General features: G+C 61.3%; 18 protein-coding genes. All 18 read left to right on the top strand.

Going from position 1 to position 20,734, the window contains the following annotated elements; all coding sequences use genetic code 11:
• Positions 1-12: 12 nt before the first annotated feature.
• The 18 genes from tssC (at position 13) to VNV36_RS07165 (ending at position 20,722) form a co-directional block, all read left to right on the top strand.
• Positions 13-1,488, top strand: coding sequence for a type VI secretion system contractile sheath large subunit (tssC, locus tag VNV36_RS07080; protein WP_064589845.1), 1,476 nt, complete (start codon positions 13-15; stop codon positions 1,486-1,488).
• A gap of 9 nt (positions 1,489-1,497) precedes the next feature.
• The gene (tssE, locus tag VNV36_RS07085; protein WP_007920274.1) at positions 1,498-1,905 is read left to right on the top strand and encodes a type VI secretion system baseplate subunit TssE; all 408 of its coding nucleotides are present in this window, start codon (positions 1,498-1,500) and stop codon (positions 1,903-1,905) included.
• Between the two features lie 11 nt (positions 1,906-1,916).
• Positions 1,917-2,417 (top strand): PAAR domain-containing protein, encoded by a 501-nt coding sequence (locus VNV36_RS07090; protein WP_325717143.1) that lies wholly within the window; start codon positions 1,917-1,919, stop codon positions 2,415-2,417.
• A 14-nt stretch (positions 2,418-2,431) separates the two neighbouring features.
• Entirely contained in the window at positions 2,432-3,256 is an 825-nt protein-coding gene (locus VNV36_RS07095; protein WP_325717144.1) for a hypothetical protein, read from the top strand.
• On the top strand, positions 3,246-3,590 hold the full coding sequence (locus VNV36_RS07100; protein WP_325717145.1) for a hypothetical protein: 345 nt from the start codon (positions 3,246-3,248) through the stop codon (positions 3,588-3,590). Before VNV36_RS07095 ends, VNV36_RS07100 begins: the two co-directional genes overlap by 11 nt.
• A 49-nt stretch (positions 3,591-3,639) precedes the next feature.
• Positions 3,640-4,017, top strand: a complete 378-nt coding sequence (locus VNV36_RS07105) for a hypothetical protein (RefSeq protein ID WP_325717146.1) — start codon at positions 3,640-3,642, stop codon at positions 4,015-4,017.
• Between the two features lie 93 nt (positions 4,018-4,110).
• Positions 4,111-5,898, top strand: coding sequence for a type VI secretion system baseplate subunit TssF (gene tssF, locus VNV36_RS07110; protein ID WP_325717147.1), 1,788 nt, complete (start codon positions 4,111-4,113; stop codon positions 5,896-5,898).
• Positions 5,862-6,869, top strand: coding sequence for a type VI secretion system baseplate subunit TssG (gene tssG, locus VNV36_RS07115; RefSeq protein ID WP_325717148.1), 1,008 nt, complete (start codon positions 5,862-5,864; stop codon positions 6,867-6,869). The genes tssF and tssG overlap by 37 nt, the downstream gene beginning before the upstream one ends.
• Positions 6,870-6,880: 11 nt before the next feature.
• Positions 6,881-9,538 (top strand): type VI secretion system ATPase TssH, encoded by a 2,658-nt coding sequence (gene tssH, locus VNV36_RS07120; protein ID WP_325717149.1) that lies wholly within the window; start codon positions 6,881-6,883, stop codon positions 9,536-9,538.
• A gap of 10 nt (positions 9,539-9,548) precedes the next feature.
• Positions 9,549-11,069: a sigma-54 interaction domain-containing protein gene (locus tag VNV36_RS07125; protein ID WP_325717150.1), complete on the top strand. Its 1,521-nt coding sequence runs from the start codon at positions 9,549-9,551 to the stop codon at positions 11,067-11,069.
• 297 nt (positions 11,070-11,366) lie between these two features.
• Positions 11,367-11,507, top strand: a complete 141-nt coding sequence (locus VNV36_RS07130; protein WP_003229566.1) for a hypothetical protein — start codon at positions 11,367-11,369, stop codon at positions 11,505-11,507.
• 18 nt (positions 11,508-11,525) lie between these two features.
• A complete protein-coding gene (gene tagH, locus VNV36_RS07135) occupies positions 11,526-12,722 on the top strand; it encodes a type VI secretion system-associated FHA domain protein TagH (RefSeq protein WP_325717151.1) in 1,197 nt (398 codons plus the stop codon).
• A 5-nt stretch (positions 12,723-12,727) separates the two neighbouring features.
• On the top strand, positions 12,728-13,228 hold the full coding sequence (gene tssJ / locus VNV36_RS07140) for a type VI secretion system lipoprotein TssJ (RefSeq protein WP_325717152.1): 501 nt from the start codon (positions 12,728-12,730) through the stop codon (positions 13,226-13,228).
• Between the two features lie 2 nt (positions 13,229-13,230).
• Complete coding sequence (gene tssK, locus VNV36_RS07145; RefSeq protein ID WP_016772510.1) at positions 13,231-14,562, top strand: type VI secretion system baseplate subunit TssK; 1,332 nt, start codon at positions 13,231-13,233, stop codon at positions 14,560-14,562.
• 5 nt (positions 14,563-14,567) lie between these two features.
• On the top strand, positions 14,568-15,443 hold the full coding sequence (icmH, locus tag VNV36_RS07150; protein ID WP_325717153.1) for a type IVB secretion system protein IcmH/DotU: 876 nt from the start codon (positions 14,568-14,570) through the stop codon (positions 15,441-15,443).
• 13 nt (positions 15,444-15,456) lie between these two features.
• Positions 15,457-18,996 (top strand): type VI secretion system membrane subunit TssM, encoded by a 3,540-nt coding sequence (gene tssM, locus VNV36_RS07155; RefSeq protein ID WP_325717154.1) that lies wholly within the window; start codon positions 15,457-15,459, stop codon positions 18,994-18,996.
• Positions 18,996-19,724 carry a PP2C family protein-serine/threonine phosphatase gene (locus tag VNV36_RS07160; RefSeq protein ID WP_042608097.1) on the top strand — a complete coding sequence of 243 codons (729 nt, stop codon included), beginning with the start codon at positions 18,996-18,998 and terminating at the stop codon, positions 19,722-19,724. The genes tssM and VNV36_RS07160 overlap by 1 nt, the downstream gene beginning before the upstream one ends.
• The gene (locus VNV36_RS07165) at positions 19,721-20,722 is read left to right on the top strand and encodes a serine/threonine-protein kinase (RefSeq protein ID WP_325717155.1); all 1,002 of its coding nucleotides are present in this window, start codon (positions 19,721-19,723) and stop codon (positions 20,720-20,722) included. The genes VNV36_RS07160 and VNV36_RS07165 overlap by 4 nt, the downstream gene beginning before the upstream one ends.
• The last annotated feature ends 12 nt before the right edge of the window (positions 20,723-20,734 follow it).

Consider the following 20,734-nt stretch of genomic DNA (forward strand, 5'->3'; position numbering starts at 1 on the left):
GAAGCCAACACAATGAGCACTAGCGCAGCACAAGAGAAGAGCGCCGCCAGCGGCGAATACAGCATTCTCGACAGCATCATCGCCGAAACCCGTCTGACTCCGGACGACGAAGCCTACGACATCGCCAAGCGTGGCGTGTCGGCGTTCATCGAAGAGCTGCTCAAGCCGCAGAACAACGGTGAGCCGGTCAAGAAGGCCATGGTTGACCGCATGATCGCCGAGATCGATGCCAAGCTCAGCCGTCAGATGGACGAGATCCTCCACCACCCGGATTTCCAGGCGCTGGAATCCTCGTGGCGTGGTCTGCAGTTGCTGGTCGACCGCACCAACTTCCGCGAAAACATCAAGATCGAAATCCTCAACGTCTCCAAAGAAGACCTGCTGGACGATTTCGAAGATTCGCCGGAAGTCATGCAGTCGGGCCTGTACAAGCACATCTACACCGCTGAATACGGCCAGTTCGGTGGTCAGCCGGTGGGCGCGATCATCGCCAACTACTACATGTCGCCAAGCTCGCCAGACGTCAAGCTGATGCAGTACGTGGCCAGCGTGTCGTGCATGTCCCACGCGCCGTTCATCGCTGCAGCCGGGCCGAAATTCTTCGGCCTGGAAAGCTTCACCGGCCTGCCCGATCTGAAAGATCTGAAAGACCACTTCGAAGGCCCGCAATTCGCCAAATGGCAGAGCTTCCGTACTTCGGAAGACTCCCGTTACGTTGGCCTGACCGTGCCGCGTTTCCTGCTGCGCAACCCGTACGATCCGGAAGAAAACCCGGTCAAGTCGTTCGTCTACAAGGAAACCGTTGCCAACAGCCACGAGCACTACCTGTGGGGCAACACCGCATTCGCGTTCGGCACCAAGCTGACCGACAGCTTCGCCAAATTCCGCTGGTGCCCGAACATCATCGGCCCCCAGAGCGGTGGCGCGGTTGAAGACCTGCCTTTGCACCACTTCGAAAGCATGGGCGAAATCGAAACCAAGATCCCGACTGAGGTTCTGGTTTCCGACCGTCGTGAATACGAACTGGCCGAGGAAGGCTTCATTTCCCTGACCATGCGTAAAGGCTCCGACAACGCGGCGTTCTTCTCCGCAAGCTCGGTGCAGAAGCCGAAGTTCTTCGGCATCAGCGCAGAAGGCAAGGCCGCAGAGCTGAACTACAAGCTCGGCACCCAACTGCCGTACATGATGATCGTCAACCGTCTGGCTCACTACCTCAAAGTGCTGCAGCGCGAGCAACTCGGTTCGTGGAAAGAGCGTACCGACCTCGAGCTGGAACTGAACAAGTGGATCCGTCAGTACGTTGCCGACCAGGAAAACCCGAGCGCCGAAGTGCGTGGCCGTCGTCCGCTGCGCGCTGCGCAAGTGATCGTCAGCGACGTTGAAGGCGAGCCGGGCTGGTACCGCGTGAGCTTGAACGTGCGTCCGCACTTCAAGTACATGGGTGCCGATTTCACCCTGTCGCTGGTTGGCAAGCTGGACAAAGAGTAAGAGCGACTCATGGACGGATACGGCAGCCTGTTCGAACGCCTCAACGGCGACGCACAACTACGCAAGGGCAACAGCCTTGAGGCTTGTGCCATGGCGTCAGTGGCTGCCCATCTGGCCAAAATGCTCAGCACCCGGGCCGGCAGCGTGCAAACGCTGGCCGACTACGGGTTGCCCGATCTCAATGACATGCGCCTGAGCCTGCACGACTCCCTGAGTCAGGCCCGTCTGGCTATCGAAAACTTCATCGAAGCCTACGAGCCGCGCCTGAGCAACGTGCGTGTCATTTCCCTGCCGCGTGACCACGATCAGCTTCGCCTGGCCTTCAGTATCGAAGGCCTGCTGGAAGTCGAGGGTTTCAAGCGTCAGGTCAGTTTCTCCGCGCGCCTGGATGGCAGCGGTCAAGTCAAGGTCACCTAAGGAGATCCCCGATGTCTGGCAAACCCGCAGCGCGCGTATCCGACCCCACCGCTTGCCCGCTCCCCGGCCACGGCACCAACCCGATCGCCGCCGGTTCCGGCGACGTGTTCTTCGACGGCCTCGCGGCCGCCCGCCAAGGCGATGCCTCGGCGTGTGGTGGTGCGATGTCGGGCGGTTTGGCGACCACTGTGTTGATCAACGGCAAACCTGCCGCGACGGTTGATTCGGTGGGGACTCATGGCAACAAGGTTACGGCTGGATCCGGCACGGTGATTATTGGCAATTCGCATACGCCGGCGCCGTTTGTGCCGCCGTTGCCTTTGATCATTCCGGGCTTTGATGCTCAATTCCAACTCAAAAACGGCCAGGGGAACCCGCTCGCGGATACCAAGTACTTACTACGCCGAGCGGATGGATCTCTCGAAAGCGGAATCACCAATGAGTTGGGTCTGACTCACCGCGTGAAGGCACACACAGCCTCCGAAAAAATTGAAGTGTTTATTGAGAGCTGAGGGAGTACTCGTTCATGGCCGAGGCTGAAAAAATCAGTATGGATGGGCAGGAATATGTGCCAGCGGGCGCGGCCGCGAGCACGAAAACCTCTGATGTTGCGCCAGTAGAGTTGCAAGTTTGCCGCTGTAATGGAAAAGAAGTCACGACGCTGACTGGCTACGACAGTGTCCCAAGCTATACCGGTGAGCTGCCTTCTCCGTTGCAAATAATGTGGTATGTGCCAAAAACCAAAGAGATGCTCAAGGCGAGCTTCTCTGATACAGAAATTCGAGTCTGGATTAAGCAGGCGGCTGAATATTATGGGATCCCGCATATTTTGCTTGCGGTTATTCTTCAGCAGGAGAATGGACCTAAGGGTAGTAAATTTCTGCAAACTATGCAGTTCGGCGAACGGTCGCTGACCACTCTGTTAGCGATTGTCGACAATATGGCTTTTGACGCCGTGCCGGACAAGTTGGCTGGGGGCTCGAGCGGTTTTGCCAACATGAGCCGCGCAACATTGCAGAACTCTGTTAAATACACGGAGAACTATTACTGCAAGAAACCATTGCCCGAAGACGTTCAGTACCGGATTTTTGGTTGGAATCAAGACACGCGAATCCCTGGCGATGACTGGAAAGCAGACCTCTACTATTGCGCCGGTCATCTACGTGAACTGGTTGACCGGGCGACCGGGACTCGCTGTCACTCCGGGGCATTGTCCGCGGATCAACTGAAAAAAGTCATTGCTTCCTACAACGGTTCGGGCCCGCTTGCCGAAAAGTATTCAAGCGATGCGATGGCGTTGTTAGACGCAGCGAAAGCAGGCACTGCGTGGTTGTATTTTTATGAAAAATAAGCTGTCGACGTCTACCACGATTGCGCTTGTTGCCGGAATTTTGGTTTTGGGGGGCGTCTTGCTGACTAATATTTTCTCTAATTCGCTGATGCTGTTGATGGATCGCGTTAATTTTATTCCTGCGGAATCTTCAATCGTCGCCTTCGAACCCTATGAAATAAATCAAGGGTCGTCCTCTTATTGGATCTACGGCCAGGACGGTGAGAATTATTATTATTTTTCTTATGACGCGGCTGCGCCTTACATTTTTATTTCCAAAGCAAATGTTTGTCAGGGGTTTGATCGCTTGAATTTCAAAACATGGTGCAGTGCGAAACAAGGTGCGAAGAGATGATCGGCGAGACAACGATCTACCCATGATTTTTTTTTTGCGGAACAGCTCAATGAAAATCAGAGCGTGGCAATGCCTTGGCGCTTTCCTATCTTCGGTCGGTTTGCTGACGATTCTGGTCGGCTTCGCTGTGCTGTTGCGAATGGAAAGCTCGACCGAACCAAAGCTGTTCGCGCATCCAAATGCATTGTGGGTTGGGGCCGAGGATGGCGGGGTATTCGTCGAGATTACGAAGCACGAAGCGCCGGACTACTACGTGGAAATTCGTCACCAGAATGGTGGGATGTGGACTGAGGGTTGGGTTCGATATGGCACCCGGGATAGCCATCCACTCAGCGCTGCGGCAATTGGTGGCTATGGCGGCGAAGAGCTCTATGTGTATACGGGCGTCGAGATCACCCCGCAAAAAAAAGGGGCCGCACAACGATGAATATCTACGTGCACGTCGCGCAGACGATGTCCGCAACGACAATCGTGCTCCAAACGATGTTTTTCATGCGATTCAATACCAGGCAGGTACCCCGTGTCCTTTAACCACTACTACCAAAGCGAACTCACCGCACTGCGCCAGCTCGGTCGCCGTTTCGCCGAGCGTAGTCCGGCGCTGGCGCCGTATCTGGGGCAGGCCGGGCGGGATCCGGATGTGGAGCGGTTGCTGGAAGGCTTTGCGTTCCTTACCGGGCGTCTGCGCCAGAAGCTCGATGACGAACTGCCGGAGCTCAGCCATTCGCTGATGCAGCTGCTGTGGCCGAACTACATGCGTCCGTTGCCGGCATTCAGCATTTTGCAGTTCGATCCGCTCAAGCGATCCGGGCCGGCGCTGCTGGTCGAGCGTGATACGCCGATCGAGAGCAAGCCGATCGAAGATGTCCGTTGCCGCTTTCGCACCTGCTACCCGACCGAAGTGCTGCCGCTGGATCTGGCTGCGCTGAATTACTCGGTGAAGGGCGACGGATCGCTGCTAAGCCTGCGTCTGGAAATGAGCGCTGACGGCCACCTCGGCGAACTGGAGCTGAGCAAACTGCGCCTGCACTTTGCCGGCGAGCGCTACATCAGCCAGATGCTGTACCTGAGCCTGCTGCGCAACCTCGACGGCATCGAACTGATCCCGCTCGACGGCGCCGGCAAGGCGATCGATGGCGTCAGCGGCAAGCCGATGGCGTTCAAGATCCCCGGCGATCGGGTAAAACCGGTGGGCTTTGCCGAAGAAGAAGCGTTGATCCCGTATCCGCTGAACACCTTCCGTGGCTATCGCTACCTGCAGGAATACTTCGCCTTCCAGGACAAATTCCTCTTCGTCGACGTCAATGGCCTCGACATCCTCAAAGCGCTGCCGGAAGACACCCTCAAGCAAATGCGCGGCCTCGAATTGCGTTTCGACATCCGCAAGAGCGGCATCATGCGCATGCGCCCGACCCTGGATAACGTCAAGCTGTTCTGCACGCCGATCGTCAATCTGTTCGAGCACGACGCACTGCCGATTCGCCTTGATGGCAAGCAGGACGAATACCTGCTGCTGCCGGCGGAATACGACCTGGAAAACTGCGGCGTGTTCTCGGTGGAAACCGTCACTGGCTGGAAGCCCGGCGGGCTCGGTTATCAGGAATACGTGCCGTTCGAATCCTTCGAGCACGACCCGAGTTTCGACGTGCCCAACAGCCGTCCGCATTACAGCATTCGCCAGCGTTCATCGCTGCTGCATGACGGCCTCGACACTTACCTGAGCTTCGGCATCCGCCACACCGAAGCCCACGAGACCCTGTCGATCGAGCTGATGTGCACCAACCAGAACCTGCCGAAAAAGCTCAAGCTCGGCGACATCTGCATGGCCAGCGAGCAGACCCCGGAATTCCTCAGTTTCCGCAACATCACCCCGGCCACGTCGAGCTTCGCGCCGCCGCTGAACCGCGACTTCCTGTGGAAGCTGATCAGCAACATGTCGCTTAACTATCTGTCGCTAGCGGACGTCAATGCGTTGAAGGTGATTCTGGAAACCTACGACCTGCCGCGCTACTACGACCAGCACGCGGAGAAGGTCAGCAAGCGCCTGCTCGGCGGCCTCAAGCACATCAAGCATCACCACGTCGACCGACTGCATCGTGGTCTGCCGGTACGCGGTTTGCGCACCGAACTGACCATCGACCCGGAAGGCTATATCGGCGAAGGCGACCTGTTCGTCTTCGCTTCGGTTCTCAACGAGTTTTTCGCGCTTTACGCCAGTCTCAATTCATTCCATGAGCTGCGGGTAAAAAGCACACAGGGAGAGGTGTACCAATGGACACCACGTATGGGCCTGCAGCCTCTGCTTTAAACGGGCTGACCAAGGTAATACGCGAGTACTCGCTGTTTCAGGCCGTGCTGCTGGTGATCGACCGGCTGCGCGAGGCGCACCCGCATCTGAGCGAAGACGATCTGTACGACCAGGTCGAGTTCCAGGCCAACCCGAGCCTGGGCTTTCCGCGCAGCGACGTCGATCGCGTGGAGTTTTTCGAAGAGCACGGCAAGATGCGCGCGCGCATGCGCTTCAACCTGATCGGCCTGGTCGGCTCCGGTTCGCCGCTGCCGGCGTTTTACGGCGAACAGGCCCTGGGCGACAGCGAGGACGGCAACCCGACGCGCAATTTCCTCGACCTGTTCCACCATCGCCTGCAACGGCTGATGCTGCCGATCTGGCGCAAGTACCGCTATCGCGCGAGCTTCCAGAGCGGCGCGATCGACCCGTTCTCCTCGCAACTGTTTGCCCTGATCGGTCTGGGTGGCGACGAGATCCGCAAGGCCAAGGAACTCAACTGGAAACGCCTGCTGCCGTACCTCGGCCTGCTCAGTTTGCGAGCGCACTCGGCGGCGCTGATCGAAGCCGTGTTGCGTTACTACTTCAAGCACGAAGACCTGGTGATTGAGCAGTGCATCGAGCGCCGCGTGGAAATTCTCGACGAGCAGCGCAATCGTTTGGGCCGCGCCAACAGCGTGCTTGGCGAAGACCTTGTGCTCGGAGAACACGTGCGCGATCGCAGCGGCAAATTCCGCATTCACATCACCGAACTCGACTGGCAGCGATTCCATGAATTCCTGCCGATCGGTTTCGGCTATCAGCCGCTTTGTGCGCTGGTGCGGTTCACCCTGCGTGACCCGCTCGATTACGACATTCGCCTGGTTTTGCGCCAGGAAGAAATCCGCGAACTGCGCATCGGTGAGCAGAACGCCTGTCGCCTCGGTTGGACCAGTTGGCTGGGCCGCGAAAAAGCGGACGGCGTGGTGACCCTGGGCAGCAAAATTCATTAAGGACGTGAGCCATGATCAACGTAGACCTGCAACAACTCATCCAGGCGCTGGACGCCGAAACCCGTCGTGATCTGGAGCGTTCGGCCGAGCGTTGCGTGGCCCGGGGCGGCAGCAAGATCCTCGTCGAAGACTTGCTGCTGGGTTTGCTCGAGCGCCCGAACGGCTTGCTCAGCCGCGCCCTGCAGGATGCCGATGTCGACGCCGGTGAACTGACCGCTGCATTGCAGTCGCGGGTCGAGCACAGCGCCTCGCGCAACCCGGTGTTCGCCCCGGAACTGGTGCAATGGCTGCAAGACGCCTTGCTGGTGGCCAACCTTGAACTGGGTCAGACCCAGGTCGAAGACGCCGCACTGATTCTCGCCCTCCTGCGCAATCCGATGCGTTATGCCGGCAGCCGTTATCAACCGCTGCTCGCCAAACTGAACATTGATCGCCTGAAAGAATTTGCCCTGTCGCAACAGGAGCAACCGGCCGCCAACGGCAAACCGGCGGCGCAGGGCGAATCCCTGCTGCAGCGCTTCACCCACAACCTGACCCAGCAGGCCCGCGACGGTAAACTCGACCCGGTGCTATGCCGCGATGGCGCGATTCGGCAGATGGTCGACATCCTCGCCCGTCGCCGCAAGAACAACCCGATCGTCGTCGGTGAAGCCGGCGTCGGTAAAACCGCCATCGTCGAAGGCCTCGCTTCGCGCATCGCTGCCGGTGAAGTGCCGCAGGTACTCAAAGGCGTTGAATTGCTGTCGCTGGACATGGGCCTGTTGCAGGCTGGCGCCAGCGTCAAAGGTGAATTCGAGCGTCGTTTGAAAGGCGTGATCGATGAAGTCAAAGCCTCGCCGAAACCGATCATTCTGTTCATCGACGAAGCCCACACGCTGATCGGCGCGGGCGGCAATGCCGGCGGCTCCGACGCGGCCAACCTGCTGAAACCGGCGCTGGCCCGTGGCGAACTGCGCACCATCGCCGCAACCACCTGGGCCGAGTACAAGAAATACTTCGAGAAAGATCCGGCACTGGCCCGTCGCTTCCAACCGGTGCAACTGCACGAACCGACCGTCAGCGAAGCGGTGACCATCCTCCGTGGTCTGGCTCAGGTTTACGAGAAGAGCCACGGCATCTACCTGCGCGATGACGCGGTGGTGTCCGCTGCGGAATTGTCTGCGCGTTATCTGGCCGGTCGGCAACTGCCGGACAAGGCTGTCGACGTCCTCGATACCGCGTGTGCCCGCGTGCGCATCAGCCTCGCAGCCGCCCCGGAAAGCCTGGAACGCCTGCGTGGCGAGCTGGCTGAAGGTGGCCGTCAGCGTCAGGCCCTGCGCCGCGATGCCGAGGCCGGTCTGCTGATCGACCACGAAGCGCTGGAGGCACTGGAAGCGCGGCTGGACGAAGCCGAAAACGAAATGGTCGCCCTCGAGACCCTGTGGACTGAGCAGAAAGCGCTGGCCGAGCGCTTGCTTGAGCTGCGTCAGCAACTGGCCAAGGCCCGCGAAGCCGCAGCCGTTGAGCCGACCGTGAATGTTGAAGAAGACGCCGAAGGCACCGTGATTGAAACCGTGGTCGCCGAAGTTGATGAGGGCCAAAGCGTCGAAGCTCTGGAAGCTCAGCTGCATGAAACCCATGCCGCGCTGACCGCTGCGCAAGTCAAAGAACGTCTGGTCAGCTTCGAAGTGTGCCCGCGTCTGGTCGCCGAAGTGATCAGCGCCTGGACCGGCGTGCCGCTGGCGCAACTGGCCCGCGAGCACAATGCCAAGGTCGCCAGTTTCGCCACCGACCTGCGCACACGCATTCGCGGTCAGGAACAAGCCGTACACGCGCTGGATCGCTCGATGCGCGCCACCGCTGCCGGTCTGAACAAGCCGGATGCGCCGGTCGGCGTGTTCCTGCTGGTCGGCCCGAGCGGTGTCGGCAAGACCGAAACCGCGCTGGCTTTGGCTGACTTGCTGTACGGCGGCGATCGTTTCATCACCACCATCAACATGTCCGAGTTCCAGGAGAAGCACACCGTCTCGCGTCTGATTGGCGCGCCACCGGGATACGTCGGTTACGGCGAGGGCGGCATGCTCACCGAAGCGGTGCGCCAGAAGCCCTATTCGGTGGTGCTGCTCGATGAAGTCGAGAAGGCTGATCCGGACGTGCTCAACCTGTTCTACCAGATCTTCGACAAAGGCGTGGCCAACGATGGCGAAGGTCGTGAGATCGACTTCCGCAACACGTTGATCCTGATGACTTCGAACCTCGGTAGCGACAAGATCAGCGACCTCTGCGAAAACGGCGCGCGACCAACCGCTGAAGTCCTCGAAGAAACCATTCGCCCGGTACTCAGCAAACACTTCAAACCGGCGCTGCTGGCACGGATGAAAGTGGTGCCGTACTACCCGGTGGGCGGGCCGGTGCTGCGCGAGCTGATCGAGATCAAACTCGGCCGTCTCGGCGAGCGCCTGAACCGTCGTCAGCTGGAATTCAGCTGGTGCCAGAACCTCGTCGATCACCTGTCCGAGCGCTGCACGCAAAGCGAAAGCGGCGCGCGCCTGATCGACCATTTGCTCGATCAGCACGTGCTGCCGCTGGTGGCCGATCGTCTGCTCGATGCCATGGCCACCGGCGAAAGCCTCAAGCGTGTGCATGCCACGCTCGATGGCAACTCCAGCGTGACCTGCGAGTTCGTCTGAGGTGGGCGTGATGTTCACTCAAGTGCCGCAGCCACTGGTCTACGCCGAAGCGTTGCTGGCGCAGTTCGCCAGTCTGTCGCGGGCGGCGGACAGTGCTGCGCTGCTGGGTGAATTCGTCCGCGGTCTGGCTGAACTGAGCGGTTGCGAGCTGACCCAGCTGTATCTGCTCGACGCCACCCACACCTGCCTGGGGATGAACGCCGAGTGCCTCGACGGCGCGCTGCAACCGCGTCAGGCGGCGAGCCTGCCGGCAGATTACAACGGCGAGCAGCTGCTGCAATTCGCCCTGTGCCAGAACCGTGTGGTCTGCCTCGATGACCTCGCCGGCAGCCTGCATGAAACCAGTTTTCTGCCGGCGGCGAGCACGCCGTGGCAGTCGCTGTTGTGCGTGCCTCTGGTCAATCAGCACAAGTCGGTTGAGGGCTTGCTGCTCTGCGCCAGCCGTCGCCGCACTGAGCTGCAAGGTTTTGCCGACTCGCTCGGCCAGCTCGGCTCGTTCGTGCTGGGCCAACTGCATTTGCTGCAACGCCTGCGTCAGCCGTCGACCGAGCCAGCCACGGCCACACGCAGTGTGCCGAGCATCAGCGGCTACGGCCTGATCGGCAAGAGCGCAGCGATGCGCCAGACCTACTCGCTGATCGGCAAGGTTCTGCACAGCCCGTACACCGTGCTTTTACGTGGCGAGACCGGCACCGGCAAGGAAGTGGTGGCGCGGGCGATTCATGATTGCGGCCCGCGTCGGTCCCAGGCGTTCATCGTGCAAAACTGCGCGGCGTTTCCGGAAAACCTGCTGGAAAGCGAACTGTTCGGCTACCGCAAAGGCGCCTTCACCGGTGCCGATCGCGATCGCGCCGGGCTGTTCGATGCAGCCAATGGCGGCACGCTGCTGCTCGATGAAATCGGCGACATGCCGTTGTCGCTGCAAGCGAAGATTCTGCGCGTATTGCAGGAAGGCGAGATCCGTCCGCTGGGTTCCAACGACACCCACAAGATCGACGTGCGCATCATCGCCGCAACTCACCGTGACCTGGCCGTGCTGGTCAGCGAAGGCAAGTTTCGCGAGGACTTGTACTACCGTCTCGCGCAGTTCCCGATCGAGTTGCCGGCCCTGCGTCAGCGCGAAGGCGACATTCTCGAGCTGGCCCGGCATTTTGCGGAAAAGACCTGCACCTTTTTGCAGCGCGACCCGGTGCGCTGGTCGGACTCGGCCCTTGAACATCTATGCAGTTACACCTTCCCTGGCAACGTTCGCGAACTCAAGGCACTGGTCGAGCGCGCGGTGTTGCTATGCGAGGGTGGCGAGTTGCTTGCCGAGCATTTTTCCCTGCGCCTGGAACCGATGCCCGAAGACAACAGCGGCCTGAACCTGCGCGAACGGCTGGAACAGGTCGAGCGCACTTTGTTGCTCGATTGCCTGCGCAAGAACGACGGCAACCAGACCCTTGCCGCCCGCGAACTGGGCCTGCCGCGACGCACGCTGTTGTACCGTCTCGGGCGCCTGAATATCAATTTGGGTGACTTCGATGGTTGATCCGAAATTGATGATTCCAGCCTGCAATTTACCTGTGGCGAGGGAGCTTGCTCCCGCTCGGCTGCGCAGCAGTCGTAACCCGGTAAGCACGGTTTCCCTGATGCACCGCAGTGACTGGTTTTGGGGCTGCTTCGCAGCCCAGCGGGAGCAAGCTCCCTCGCCACAAGAGGTTGTCGCTCCTCCGTGGCATGGCTCCAGGCCACGGTTCAGAGCCTCGCAAAACAATGAATTCGCTAATAACGGCGCCGCCCGCAAGGGCCGGCGCTTTGTGCTTTGTCTACACCTGGAGACCCTCTGATGTCTGTTCGTCACTGGCACGCTGTCCTGCTGACCCTCGTCGTTCTATGCGGCCTTGGCGGCTGCAGCGGCAATTACAAATTCAACGACAACGACTATCGCCCGTTGGGTGATCCGCAAGCGGTCAATCGCGGCAAGTGACCGCAAGGAGCATCAAACATGGAACTGGTTTTCGAAATGCTGAACACCAAGCAGTTCGTGCCCACCGAACTGTGCCAGCGGACCTTCAAACAGGCCGGTGGCGTGATCGGGCGCGGCGAGGACTGCGACTGGATCATCCCTGACCGCAAGCGCCACCTGTCCAATCACCACGCGATTGTCAGCTACCGCGAGGGCTCGTTCTTCCTGACCGACACCAGCAGCAACGGTGTCCAGGACGGCAGCAGCGGCGCACGCCTGCACAAGGGTGAGCCGGTGCGCATCGAGCACGGCAGCACCTACATTCTGGGCGACTTCGAGATTCGTGCGCGGCTGGTTCGTGACCCGGCCACCTTCGACGGCGAAGTCGGCCGTCCACGTGCCGCTGGCAGCATCATTCCGGACGACGCGTTCCTCGATCTCGACCCGCTCAACGCCCTCGAACAGCAAGAGCGCGTGTACTCGGAAATCGACGAGCTGCTGTCGCCTACCGCCAAGCCGGAAGATTCCCGTCAGCGTGCCGACTATGCGCGCATCGACATGGAAAGCCTGATGGTTCCGGAGCTGATTGCCGCCCCGGTCGAACCTGAGCCCGCGCCTGCGCCGAAAGCCGTCGAGCGTCAGAGCGAAGGTTTCTGGGAGCACTTCGGCGCGGCGCTGGGCGTCGAGGTCAAAGGCCTCAGCCACGACGAACGCGAAGCGCTCGCGCTGAACGCTGCGCGCCTGCTGCGCCAGAGCATCGGTGGTTTGCAGCAGAGCCTGCGCACCCGCTCGGAACTGAAAAACGAACTGCGTCTGGCCCAGACCACCGTGCAAGGCACCAACAAGAACCCGCTGAAATTCGCCGTCGATCCGAGCGAGGCTCTGGAGATTCTGTTGCAGCCAAGCAAGCCCGGACACCTGCCGGCCGAGCAAGCGATCTCCCGCGCGTTCCGTGATCTGCAGGCGCATCAAGTGGCCTTGCTGACCGCCAGTCGCGCCGCCGTGCGGGGCACGCTGGAGCACTTCTCGCCAGAGCAACTGACCCTGCGTTTCGAGCGCGACAACAAGCCGTTGATTGCGACATCGGGCGGCCGCTGGAGAGCGTTCGGCCGTTATCACCAGGCGCTGCGTCAGGACGATGACTGGAGCGAGCGTCTGCTGGCCCGCGACTTCGCCCAGGCCTACGAAGAACAGATCCGCCTGATCTCCACCCTCCACACCGACCACCAAGGATGATGCGCATGTCTCGCCGCTCGACCGCTTTTCTCAAGACGCTGACTGCGCTCACCATGCTGGTGCTGCTCGCCGGTTGCTCGTCGCTGTCGCCGTACTCGAAAGTGACCAAAATCAACCTGAAGCTGACCGGCAGCGATCAGCTCAACCCGGACCTCAATGGTCGGCCGTCACCGATCGTCGTGCGCCTGTTCGAACTCAAGCACCCGGTGACTTTCGAGAACGCTGATTTCTTCAGCCTCTACGAGCGCGCCAAGGAGTCCCTCAACCCGGACCTGGTGGCCAGCGAAGAACTCGAACTGCGCCCGGGTGAAACCGTGGAACTGAAACTCAGTGTGGAGGAGGGCAGCCGTTACGTGGGCATCCTCGCCGCTTATCGCGACCTCGCGGATACGCAATGGCGCCACACCGTGCAGATCACTGCGCTGGAACTCACCGAGGCTGATCTGACCCTCGATCAGGCCGGTATCCGCAACACCCAACAAGTGCTCGCCAAGGCGGATGACTGATCATGAACACCCATAAAGTCATTTGGCAGGAAGGCATGCTGCTGCGCCCGCAGCACTTCCAGCACAACGATCGCTATTACGATCACCAGATGAAAACCCGCACGCAATTGCTCGGTGGCTACACCTGGGGTTTTCTCAATCTGGAGATCGACCTGCAATTCCTCAACATGGGCAAACTGGTGATCAGTGAAGCCTCGGGGATTCTGCCGGACGGCAGCCTGTTCGAACTCGGCGGCAACACCGAGCCGCTGGCGCTGGACGTGCCGCCGAATACCGGCAACACGCCGATCTATCTGGCGCTGCCACTGGTCACCGGCAACCACATCGAGGCCCGTCGGCCGGAGCAATCCGACGTACTGGCGCGTTACACGGCGTACGACGCCGAAGTGGCCGACTCCAACGCCGGCGACGATTCCGCCAGCCAGGTCAGTTGCGGGCGACCGGATTTCAAACTGTTGCTCGGTGAGCAGCAGAGCGATCAAGCCTACGTGAAGCTGAAGATCTGCGACGTGCTCGACACCACGCCCGACGGCGTGATCAGCCTCGACCCGGACTTCGTGCCGACCTACATTCAGGCCCACGCCTCCAGCTATCTGCTGTCGTGCCTGAAAGAAGTCATCAGCATGCTCAGCCACCGCGGCGACACCATCGCCGAGCGGATTCGCTCCAACGGCAAGGTCGGCGGCGCCGAAGTCGGCGACTTCATGATGCTGCAACTGATCAACCGCACCGAACTGCTGCTGCGCCATTATCTCGGTCTGGAGCAGGTGCACCCGGAAGAACTGTACCGCACGCTGCTGACCATGCTCGGCGATCTGGCGACCTTCTCCGGCGAGAGCAAACGCCCGCGTCTGGACAGCCGCTATTCCCACGCCGATCAGGGCGCAAGCTTCCGCAAATTGATGGAGGCGATCCGTCAGGTGCTGTCGATGGTGCTCGAGCAACACGCCATCGAACTGATCCTGCAGGCGCGTCAGTACGGCATCATCGTCTCACCGTTGCACGACCACAAACTGCTCGGCTCGGCCTCGTTCGTGCTGGCGGCCAGTGCCAACTGCGACTCCGAAGAACTGCGTCAGCGTTTGCCGCAGCACCTCAAGGTCGGCCCGGTGGAGCGCATCCGCCAACTGGTCAACCTGCACTTGCCGGGGATCAAGGTCAAACCGTTGCCGGTGGCCCCGCGGCAGATCGCGTTCCACTCGAACAAAACCTATTTCATCCTCGAACTCAGTTCCGAAGACCTGGCACAACTCGAGCGCTCCGGCGGTTTCGCGTTCCACGTGTCCGGCGAATTCGCCGAGCTTGAACTGAAATTCTGGGCCATCAGGAACTGACCGACATGATCAAGGAAACGGATTACAACCAGGACGACAAAACCGTCCTGCTCGACCGTCAGGGCCACGGACCGGCATCGAGTCCGCTGACCGACTTCGCCGCGCCACCGCGTTTCGAGCAGCTGGAAGAACGCATGATCTACGCCGCGCGCCTGCGTCCGGCAGAGGCGTTCAACATCAGCCTCAATTCGCTGGTGGCGGCCTCGTCCGACCTGCTCTCGGAAGTGGTGCGCCTCAAGCACAGCGAAACCCGCGAAGACCTGTATGCGCTCAACGAGCGCCTGACCGCCGGGCTCAAGCTGTTCGAAGTACGCGCCCTGCACAACGGCGCCGAAAGCAGCCAAGTGATGGCCGCGCGTTACGTGCTCTGCACCGTGGTCGACGAAGCCGTTGTGACCACGCCGTGGGGCAACGAAAGCGAGTGGTCGCAGATGAGCCTGCTGAGCAGCTTCCACAACGAAACCTTCGGCGGCGAGAAGTTTTTCCAGCTGCTCGACAGGCTGTCGAAAAACCCGGTCAAGCACCTGCCGATGCTCGAACTGATGTACCTGTGTCTGTCCCTCGGTTTCGAGGGCAAGTACCGCGTACAGGCACGCGGCATGCTTGAACTCGAAGGCATCCGCGACGCCTTGTACCGGCAGATCCGTCAGTTGCGTGGCGACGTGCCGCGCGAATTGTCGCCGCACTGGGAGGGCCTCAACGATCAGCGCCGCAACCTGGTGCGCATCGTGCCGGCGTGGATGGTGGTGCTCTTCACTCTGGTCTGCCTGGTGGTGATGTATTCGGGCTTCGCCTGGGTCCTGGGCGAGCAGCGCGACACCGTTCTGAAACCTTATCAGCCGCTTGATCCAGCCGCGGTGCAACCGCAGGCGCAGCCGTAAACAGGGACGTGTGATGAAAAAGTTTTTCAAGAAAGTCGGCGCCTTCCTGCGCCAGACCTGGGTCTGGACCCTGCTGCTGGTGCTGTTCGTGGCGCTGCTGGTGTGGTTCGTCGGCCCATTGTTGGCGGTGGATGATTACAAGTTCTGGGAAAGCGCGACCTCGCGCCTGCTGACCATCAGCGTGCTGTTCCTGATCTGGGGCCTGACCATGGTCTTCGTCAGCTGGCGCGCCGGTATCCGCAAAAAAGCCGAGGAAGAAAGCGAGGACGGCCAGGATCGTATTCGCCGCGAAGAGCTGATCGACGAAGAGCAGAAAGAGTTGAAAGCGCGTTTCAAGGACGCACTGAAAACCCTGAAGACCTCGAGCCTGTATCGCGGTCGCAGCGAGCGCTGGCGCAGTGACTTGCCGTGGTACCTGCTGATCGGCCCGCAGGCCTCGGGCAAGACCAGCCTGCTGGACTTTTCCGGTCTGGAATTTCCGATCAACAAGATCGATCGCAAGCTGACCCGCGACACCCACGGCACCCGTCATTGCGACTGGTATTTCGCCGACCACGGTGTGCTGATCGACACCGCCGGGCGCTACACGACCCAGCCTGATGCGGAAGTCGACGGCAACGCCTGGACCACGCTGCTGGAGCTGCTGCGCAAGCGTCGTCGCGGGCGTCCGTTGAACGGCGTGCTGGTGACCATTCCAGTGGAAACCCTCACCGGCGGCAGCGAGCAGGACATCGACACGCTGGCGCGCCAGGTGCGCAGCCGTCTGCAGGACGTACATCAGAAACTGCACGTCGACGTGCCGGTGTACCTGGTGTTGAGCAAGGCTGACAAGCTGCTCGGCTTCGACGAGTTCTTCGACCAACTGACCCGCGAAGAAAGCGATCAGGTGCTCGGCACCAGTTTCCGCAAGGATCAGGTCGGCACCGACGTGGCGGTATTGCGCAACGAGTTCGAAGAGCTGCTGCGCCGCTTGAACAGCCAGGTGATCATGCGCATGCACTCCGAACGCGACACCCAGCGCCGTGGTCGCATCCTCGACTTCCCGCATCAGTTGGGGCAGATCGGCGAGCGCCTGTGCCTGTTCGTCGATATGGCGTTCACCGGCAACCGTTACCAGCGCGCCACGCAACTGCGCGGCTTCTATCTGACCAGCGCGCCGCACCTGACTCAGGAAATGGACGCGACCACCGCCGGCATCGGCGCCAGCCTCGGCATGAACGCCGGCGTGCTGCCGACCTTGCGCAGCGGCCGTTCGCGTTTCATCCATCACTTGCTCAGCCAGGTGATTTTCCCAGAGGCCGATCTGGCCGGGCTGGACAAGCGTGAGCGCAGCCGCATCCATTGGGGCCAGCGCGCGCTGTACATCGGCGCGCTGGCGGCACTGGCACTGTTCGGCATGCTCTGGGCCGGTGGTTTCTCGGCCAACTACGAGCGCCTGGAAAACCTGCGCACCCTGGCGCAGAACTGGACCCAGCAGCGCTCGGCCGTGTCGCCGCGCGATGACGCCATGGGCGTACTGAAAGTCCTCGACACCAGCTACGCCGCGACCCAGGTATTCCCGGACAAGGGCGACGTGTCGTACCACGAACGTGGTGGCCTGTATCAGGGCGAAGAGATCAATCCGGTGGTGAAGACTGCCTACGAGCGTGAGCTTGAAGCGCAGTTGCTGCCACGGGTGGCGACCCTGCTCGAAGGGCAGATCCGCGCCAACATGAAGGACCGCGACCGTCTGCTCAACAGCCTGCGCGCGTACCTGATGCTGAACATGAAGGATCGTCGCGACGCGGCGTGGCTCAAGGACTGGGTCGCCACTGACTGGTCGCAGCGCTACACCGGCAACACCGCTGTGCAGAATGGCTTGAATACTCACCTTGAACGCTTGCTCAAGCAGCCGTTCATCTACCCGCTCAACGATCAACTGGTGGCGCAGGCGCGTCAGGTTCTGCGCAGTGAGTCGTTGGCCAACGTGGTTTACCGCATGCTCCGCGAGCAGGCGCGCAACCTGCCGGACTACCGCTTCAGCCAGCACCTCGGCCCGCAAGGCTCGCTGTTCATCGGCACTGAATACGTGATCCCGGGTTTCTACACCCAACAGGGTTATCAGCAGTATTTCTCGGTGCAGGGCGCGGCGCTGGTCACCGATATCCTGCGTGACAACTGGGTGCTGGGCGAAGGCGCGGGCATCAGCGACATGGACTTGCGTCGCCTGATGGTCGAGCTCGAGCAGCTGTACTTCCGCGACTACGCCAACTACTGGAGCGAAGCCGTCGGCCAGGTCGCATTGCCGCCGATCAGCGACGCCGGCGAAGGCGCCGAGCAACTGGCGGGCCTGACTTCGGCCAACTCGCCGGTACTCGCGCTGCTCACCGAAGTTCGGGAAAACACGCGCTTCGAAGCTGCGGTTGATCCGGTCGACGAAGCCGGCGAAGCCGCCGATGCGCTGGCCGGGCAGAAGGGCAAGCTGGGCAAGGTTGGCAAACTCGCTGCCGCGGCCGCCGACAAGGCGTCGGCGCTGAACGTGGCGAAAAATCTGCCGGACACCGCGAAGAAATCCCTGCAGCGCCGCTTCGAACCGCTGCATCGTTTGCTCGATGACAACAACGGCCCGGGCGCTGACCTGACGCCGGCGTTCAACGCGCTCAACGACCTGCAACTGCAACTGGCCGGTCTGGCCCGTTCCAGCACGCCGGAGCAGGCCGCGTTCGAAATGGCCAAGACGCGCATGAGCGGCCAGCGTGACGCGCTGACCAACCTGCGTGCCGCTTCCGGTCGCTTGCCGCGTCCGCTGAGCGTGTGGTTCAACGTGCTGGCCGAAGACTCGTGGCGCCTGGTGCTCAACGATGCCTATCAATACCTGAACGGTCGTTATCAGAGCGAGCTGTACAGCGTGTATGGCAAAACCATCAGCAAGCGCTATCCATTCAGCGCCAGCAGCACCAGCGACGTGGCGATCAGCGATTTCCGCGAGTTCTTCCGCGCTCAAGGTACCGTCGACCGCTTCTTCGACAGCTACCTGCGTCCGTTCGTCAGCGGCGATCCGGGCAGCTACCGCATGCGCAGCGTCGACGGTCACAGCCTGCCGGTATCGAAGGTCTACCTCGACCAGATGGCGGCGGCGCAGACGATTCGCCAGAGTTTCTTCTCGATCAACCCGGCCGAGCCGACCGTGCAGTTCAAGCTCGAGCCGTACACCCTCGATCCGGCGGTCAGCCGTTCCGAGTTCAAGTTCGGCGACAAGACCATGGAATACCGTCACGGCCCGATCCTGCCGATGACCTTCAAGTGGCCGACCGACGCTGAAGACGGTCGCACCAGCCTGGTCATGGACAAGATGGCCGGCCGCCCGATCGGTATCGAGAAGAACTCAGGCCCGTGGTCGCTGTTCCGTCTGTTCGACCTGATGCAGACCGAGTACCTGAACGGTCGCGACGTGCTGGTGCTGAAAGCCGACGTGGGCGGCCTGCGTGCCAACTACCTGCTGACCAGCCAGCGCACGCCGAACCCGTTCGACATGGGCGTGCTGCGCACCTTCCGTATGCCGGTGCAGCTCTGATGCTGGTGGCCAGTCCCTGGCGCAGCGCGGCGCGCACCGACCCGGGCAAGGTGCGGGCGCGCAACGAAGATGCCTTCCTCGATTCCCCGCAGCATGGGCTGTGGGTGGTCGCGGACGGCATGGGCGGTCATCAGGGTGGCGACATCGCCAGCCAGTTGATCGTCGCCAGCCTGGCTGAGTTGCCGCAACACGAGGACTTCGATGAACGCCTCAAAGCCATCCGCCAGTGCCTGCACTGGCTGAACCGGCGTTTGGGCCAGGAATTGACGGTCACCGCCGGGCGTCACGACAGCATCATGGGCAGCACCGTCGTCGCGCTGCTGGTGGAAGGCAATCGCGCGGCCTGCATTTGGGCCGGCGACAGCCGTTGCTACATGTGGCGCGGGCAGCGGCTGTATCAGCTGTCCAAGGACCATTCGCTGCAACAGCAACTGATCGACGAACAGCAAATGAGCGTCGAACAGGCGGCGGCGCATCCAGCGGCTCAGGCCTTGACCCGAGCCGTCGGCGCCGCCGAAACACTGACCCTGGATGTGCTCGAATTGGAGGTTTATCCAGGTGATGTGTTTTTGCTCTGCAGCGATGGTTTGTATCAGGGCCTGAGCAGCGACGCCCTCGGCAACGCCCTCAGCCTCAGCGCGCCGCATGTGGCGCTGGAACGTTTGTTCGATGGCGCCCTGCGTGGCGCCGCGCGCGACAACCTGACAGCCGTGGTGATCCGCCAATGAGTGAACTCGAATCGCCAATCGACGACCTGCTGATCAGCGAAGAGCAGGCCAACAACCTGACCTACTTTGCCTTCGCCAAAGGCAACAGGGCCGAACCGTTGCTGGCGCCGATCAAGGCCAGCATCGGTGCGCTGCCGGATGTACTCGCCGGTCGCTACCACCTCGAGCGCCTGCTCGGGGCCGGTGGCATGGGCGCCGTCTACCGGGCGCGGGATCTGCTGCACGAACAGTTCGGCGATCCCGACCCTTACATCGCGCTGAAAATCCTCAGCGAAGAATTTGCCGAATCGCCGGACGCCAGTGCCTTGCTCTATAGCGAGTTCGCCCTGACCCGGCGCCTGCGCCACGACAACGTCGTGCGTGCGCACACCTTTGAAGTCGACACCGACTGCCAGCGGGCCTTCATCACCATGGAATACATGCGTGGCCTGACCCTGGACAAATTGCTCTGCGAGCGGCCCCTCGGCCTGCCGTGGAAGGAACTGCGCGACATCGTCCTGCCGCTGCTCGACACGCTGGCCTACGCCCACCGTCGCGGCGTGCTGCACGGTGACCTGAAGCCGAGCAACGTCATGCTCAGCGAAGACGGCCTGCGCCTGTTCGACTTCGGCTTGGGCCAGGCAGAGGAGGGCACCTTGCCCGGCCTGCCGCACCTGAGCCGCGAACGCTTCAACGCCTGGACCCCGGGCTACGCCGCCCCCGAACTGCTTGAGGGCCAACCGTTGTCGGCCAGCGCGGACGTGTACGGCGTGGCCTGTGTGATCTATGAACTGGCGAGCGGCAAACACCCGTTCCGCCGCCTGCCCTCAACCCAGGCCCGCGACGAGCACCTGGAGCGCGAGCTGCACGCACCGAAAAATCTAGCGAAACACGGCTGGTCAGCGCTGCAGACCGCGCTGAGCTTCAATCCGGCAGAGCGCAACATCACTGCCGCACAATTGCGTGACGCCTTGGGCGCCACCTCGTCCTGGCTGCAACGTCTGCGACTTCGGGCGTAACGGATGACATTC

This window comes from Pseudomonas sp. (genome assembly GCF_035554175.1).
In the GTDB taxonomy this organism is placed as follows: Bacteria; Pseudomonadota; Gammaproteobacteria; order Pseudomonadales; family Pseudomonadaceae; genus Aquipseudomonas.

Excerpts from the sequence above, each read along its gene's own strand:
- VNV36_RS07105 (WP_325717146.1), top strand. The coding sequence starts at position 3,640 with ATGAAAATCAGAGCGTGGCAATGCCTTGGCGCTTTCCTATCTTCGGTC.
- tssK (WP_016772510.1), top strand. The coding sequence starts at position 13,231 with ATGAACACCCATAAAGTCATTTGGCAGGAAGGCATGCTGCTGCGCCCG.
- VNV36_RS07090 (WP_325717143.1), top strand. The coding sequence starts at position 1,917 with ATGTCTGGCAAACCCGCAGCGCGCGTATCCGACCCCACCGCTTGCCCG.
- VNV36_RS07125 (WP_325717150.1), top strand. The coding sequence starts at position 9,549 with ATGTTCACTCAAGTGCCGCAGCCACTGGTCTACGCCGAAGCGTTGCTG.
- tagH (WP_325717151.1), top strand. The coding sequence starts at position 11,526 with ATGGAACTGGTTTTCGAAATGCTGAACACCAAGCAGTTCGTGCCCACC.
- tssE (WP_007920274.1), top strand. The coding sequence starts at position 1,498 with ATGGACGGATACGGCAGCCTGTTCGAACGCCTCAACGGCGACGCACAA.
- tssC (WP_064589845.1), top strand. The coding sequence starts at position 13 with ATGAGCACTAGCGCAGCACAAGAGAAGAGCGCCGCCAGCGGCGAATAC.
- VNV36_RS07160 (WP_042608097.1), top strand. The coding sequence starts at position 18,996 with ATGCTGGTGGCCAGTCCCTGGCGCAGCGCGGCGCGCACCGACCCGGGC.
- icmH (WP_325717153.1), top strand. The coding sequence starts at position 14,568 with ATGATCAAGGAAACGGATTACAACCAGGACGACAAAACCGTCCTGCTC.
- tssJ (WP_325717152.1), top strand. The coding sequence starts at position 12,728 with ATGTCTCGCCGCTCGACCGCTTTTCTCAAGACGCTGACTGCGCTCACC.
- tssG (WP_325717148.1), top strand. The coding sequence starts at position 5,862 with ATGGACACCACGTATGGGCCTGCAGCCTCTGCTTTAAACGGGCTGACC.
- VNV36_RS07095 (WP_325717144.1), top strand. The coding sequence starts at position 2,432 with ATGGCCGAGGCTGAAAAAATCAGTATGGATGGGCAGGAATATGTGCCA.
- tssH (WP_325717149.1), top strand. The coding sequence starts at position 6,881 with ATGATCAACGTAGACCTGCAACAACTCATCCAGGCGCTGGACGCCGAA.
- tssM (WP_325717154.1), top strand. The coding sequence starts at position 15,457 with ATGAAAAAGTTTTTCAAGAAAGTCGGCGCCTTCCTGCGCCAGACCTGG.
- VNV36_RS07130 (WP_003229566.1), top strand. The coding sequence starts at position 11,367 with ATGTCTGTTCGTCACTGGCACGCTGTCCTGCTGACCCTCGTCGTTCTA.
- VNV36_RS07100 (WP_325717145.1), top strand. The coding sequence starts at position 3,246 with ATGAAAAATAAGCTGTCGACGTCTACCACGATTGCGCTTGTTGCCGGA.
- VNV36_RS07165 (WP_325717155.1), top strand. The coding sequence starts at position 19,721 with ATGAGTGAACTCGAATCGCCAATCGACGACCTGCTGATCAGCGAAGAG.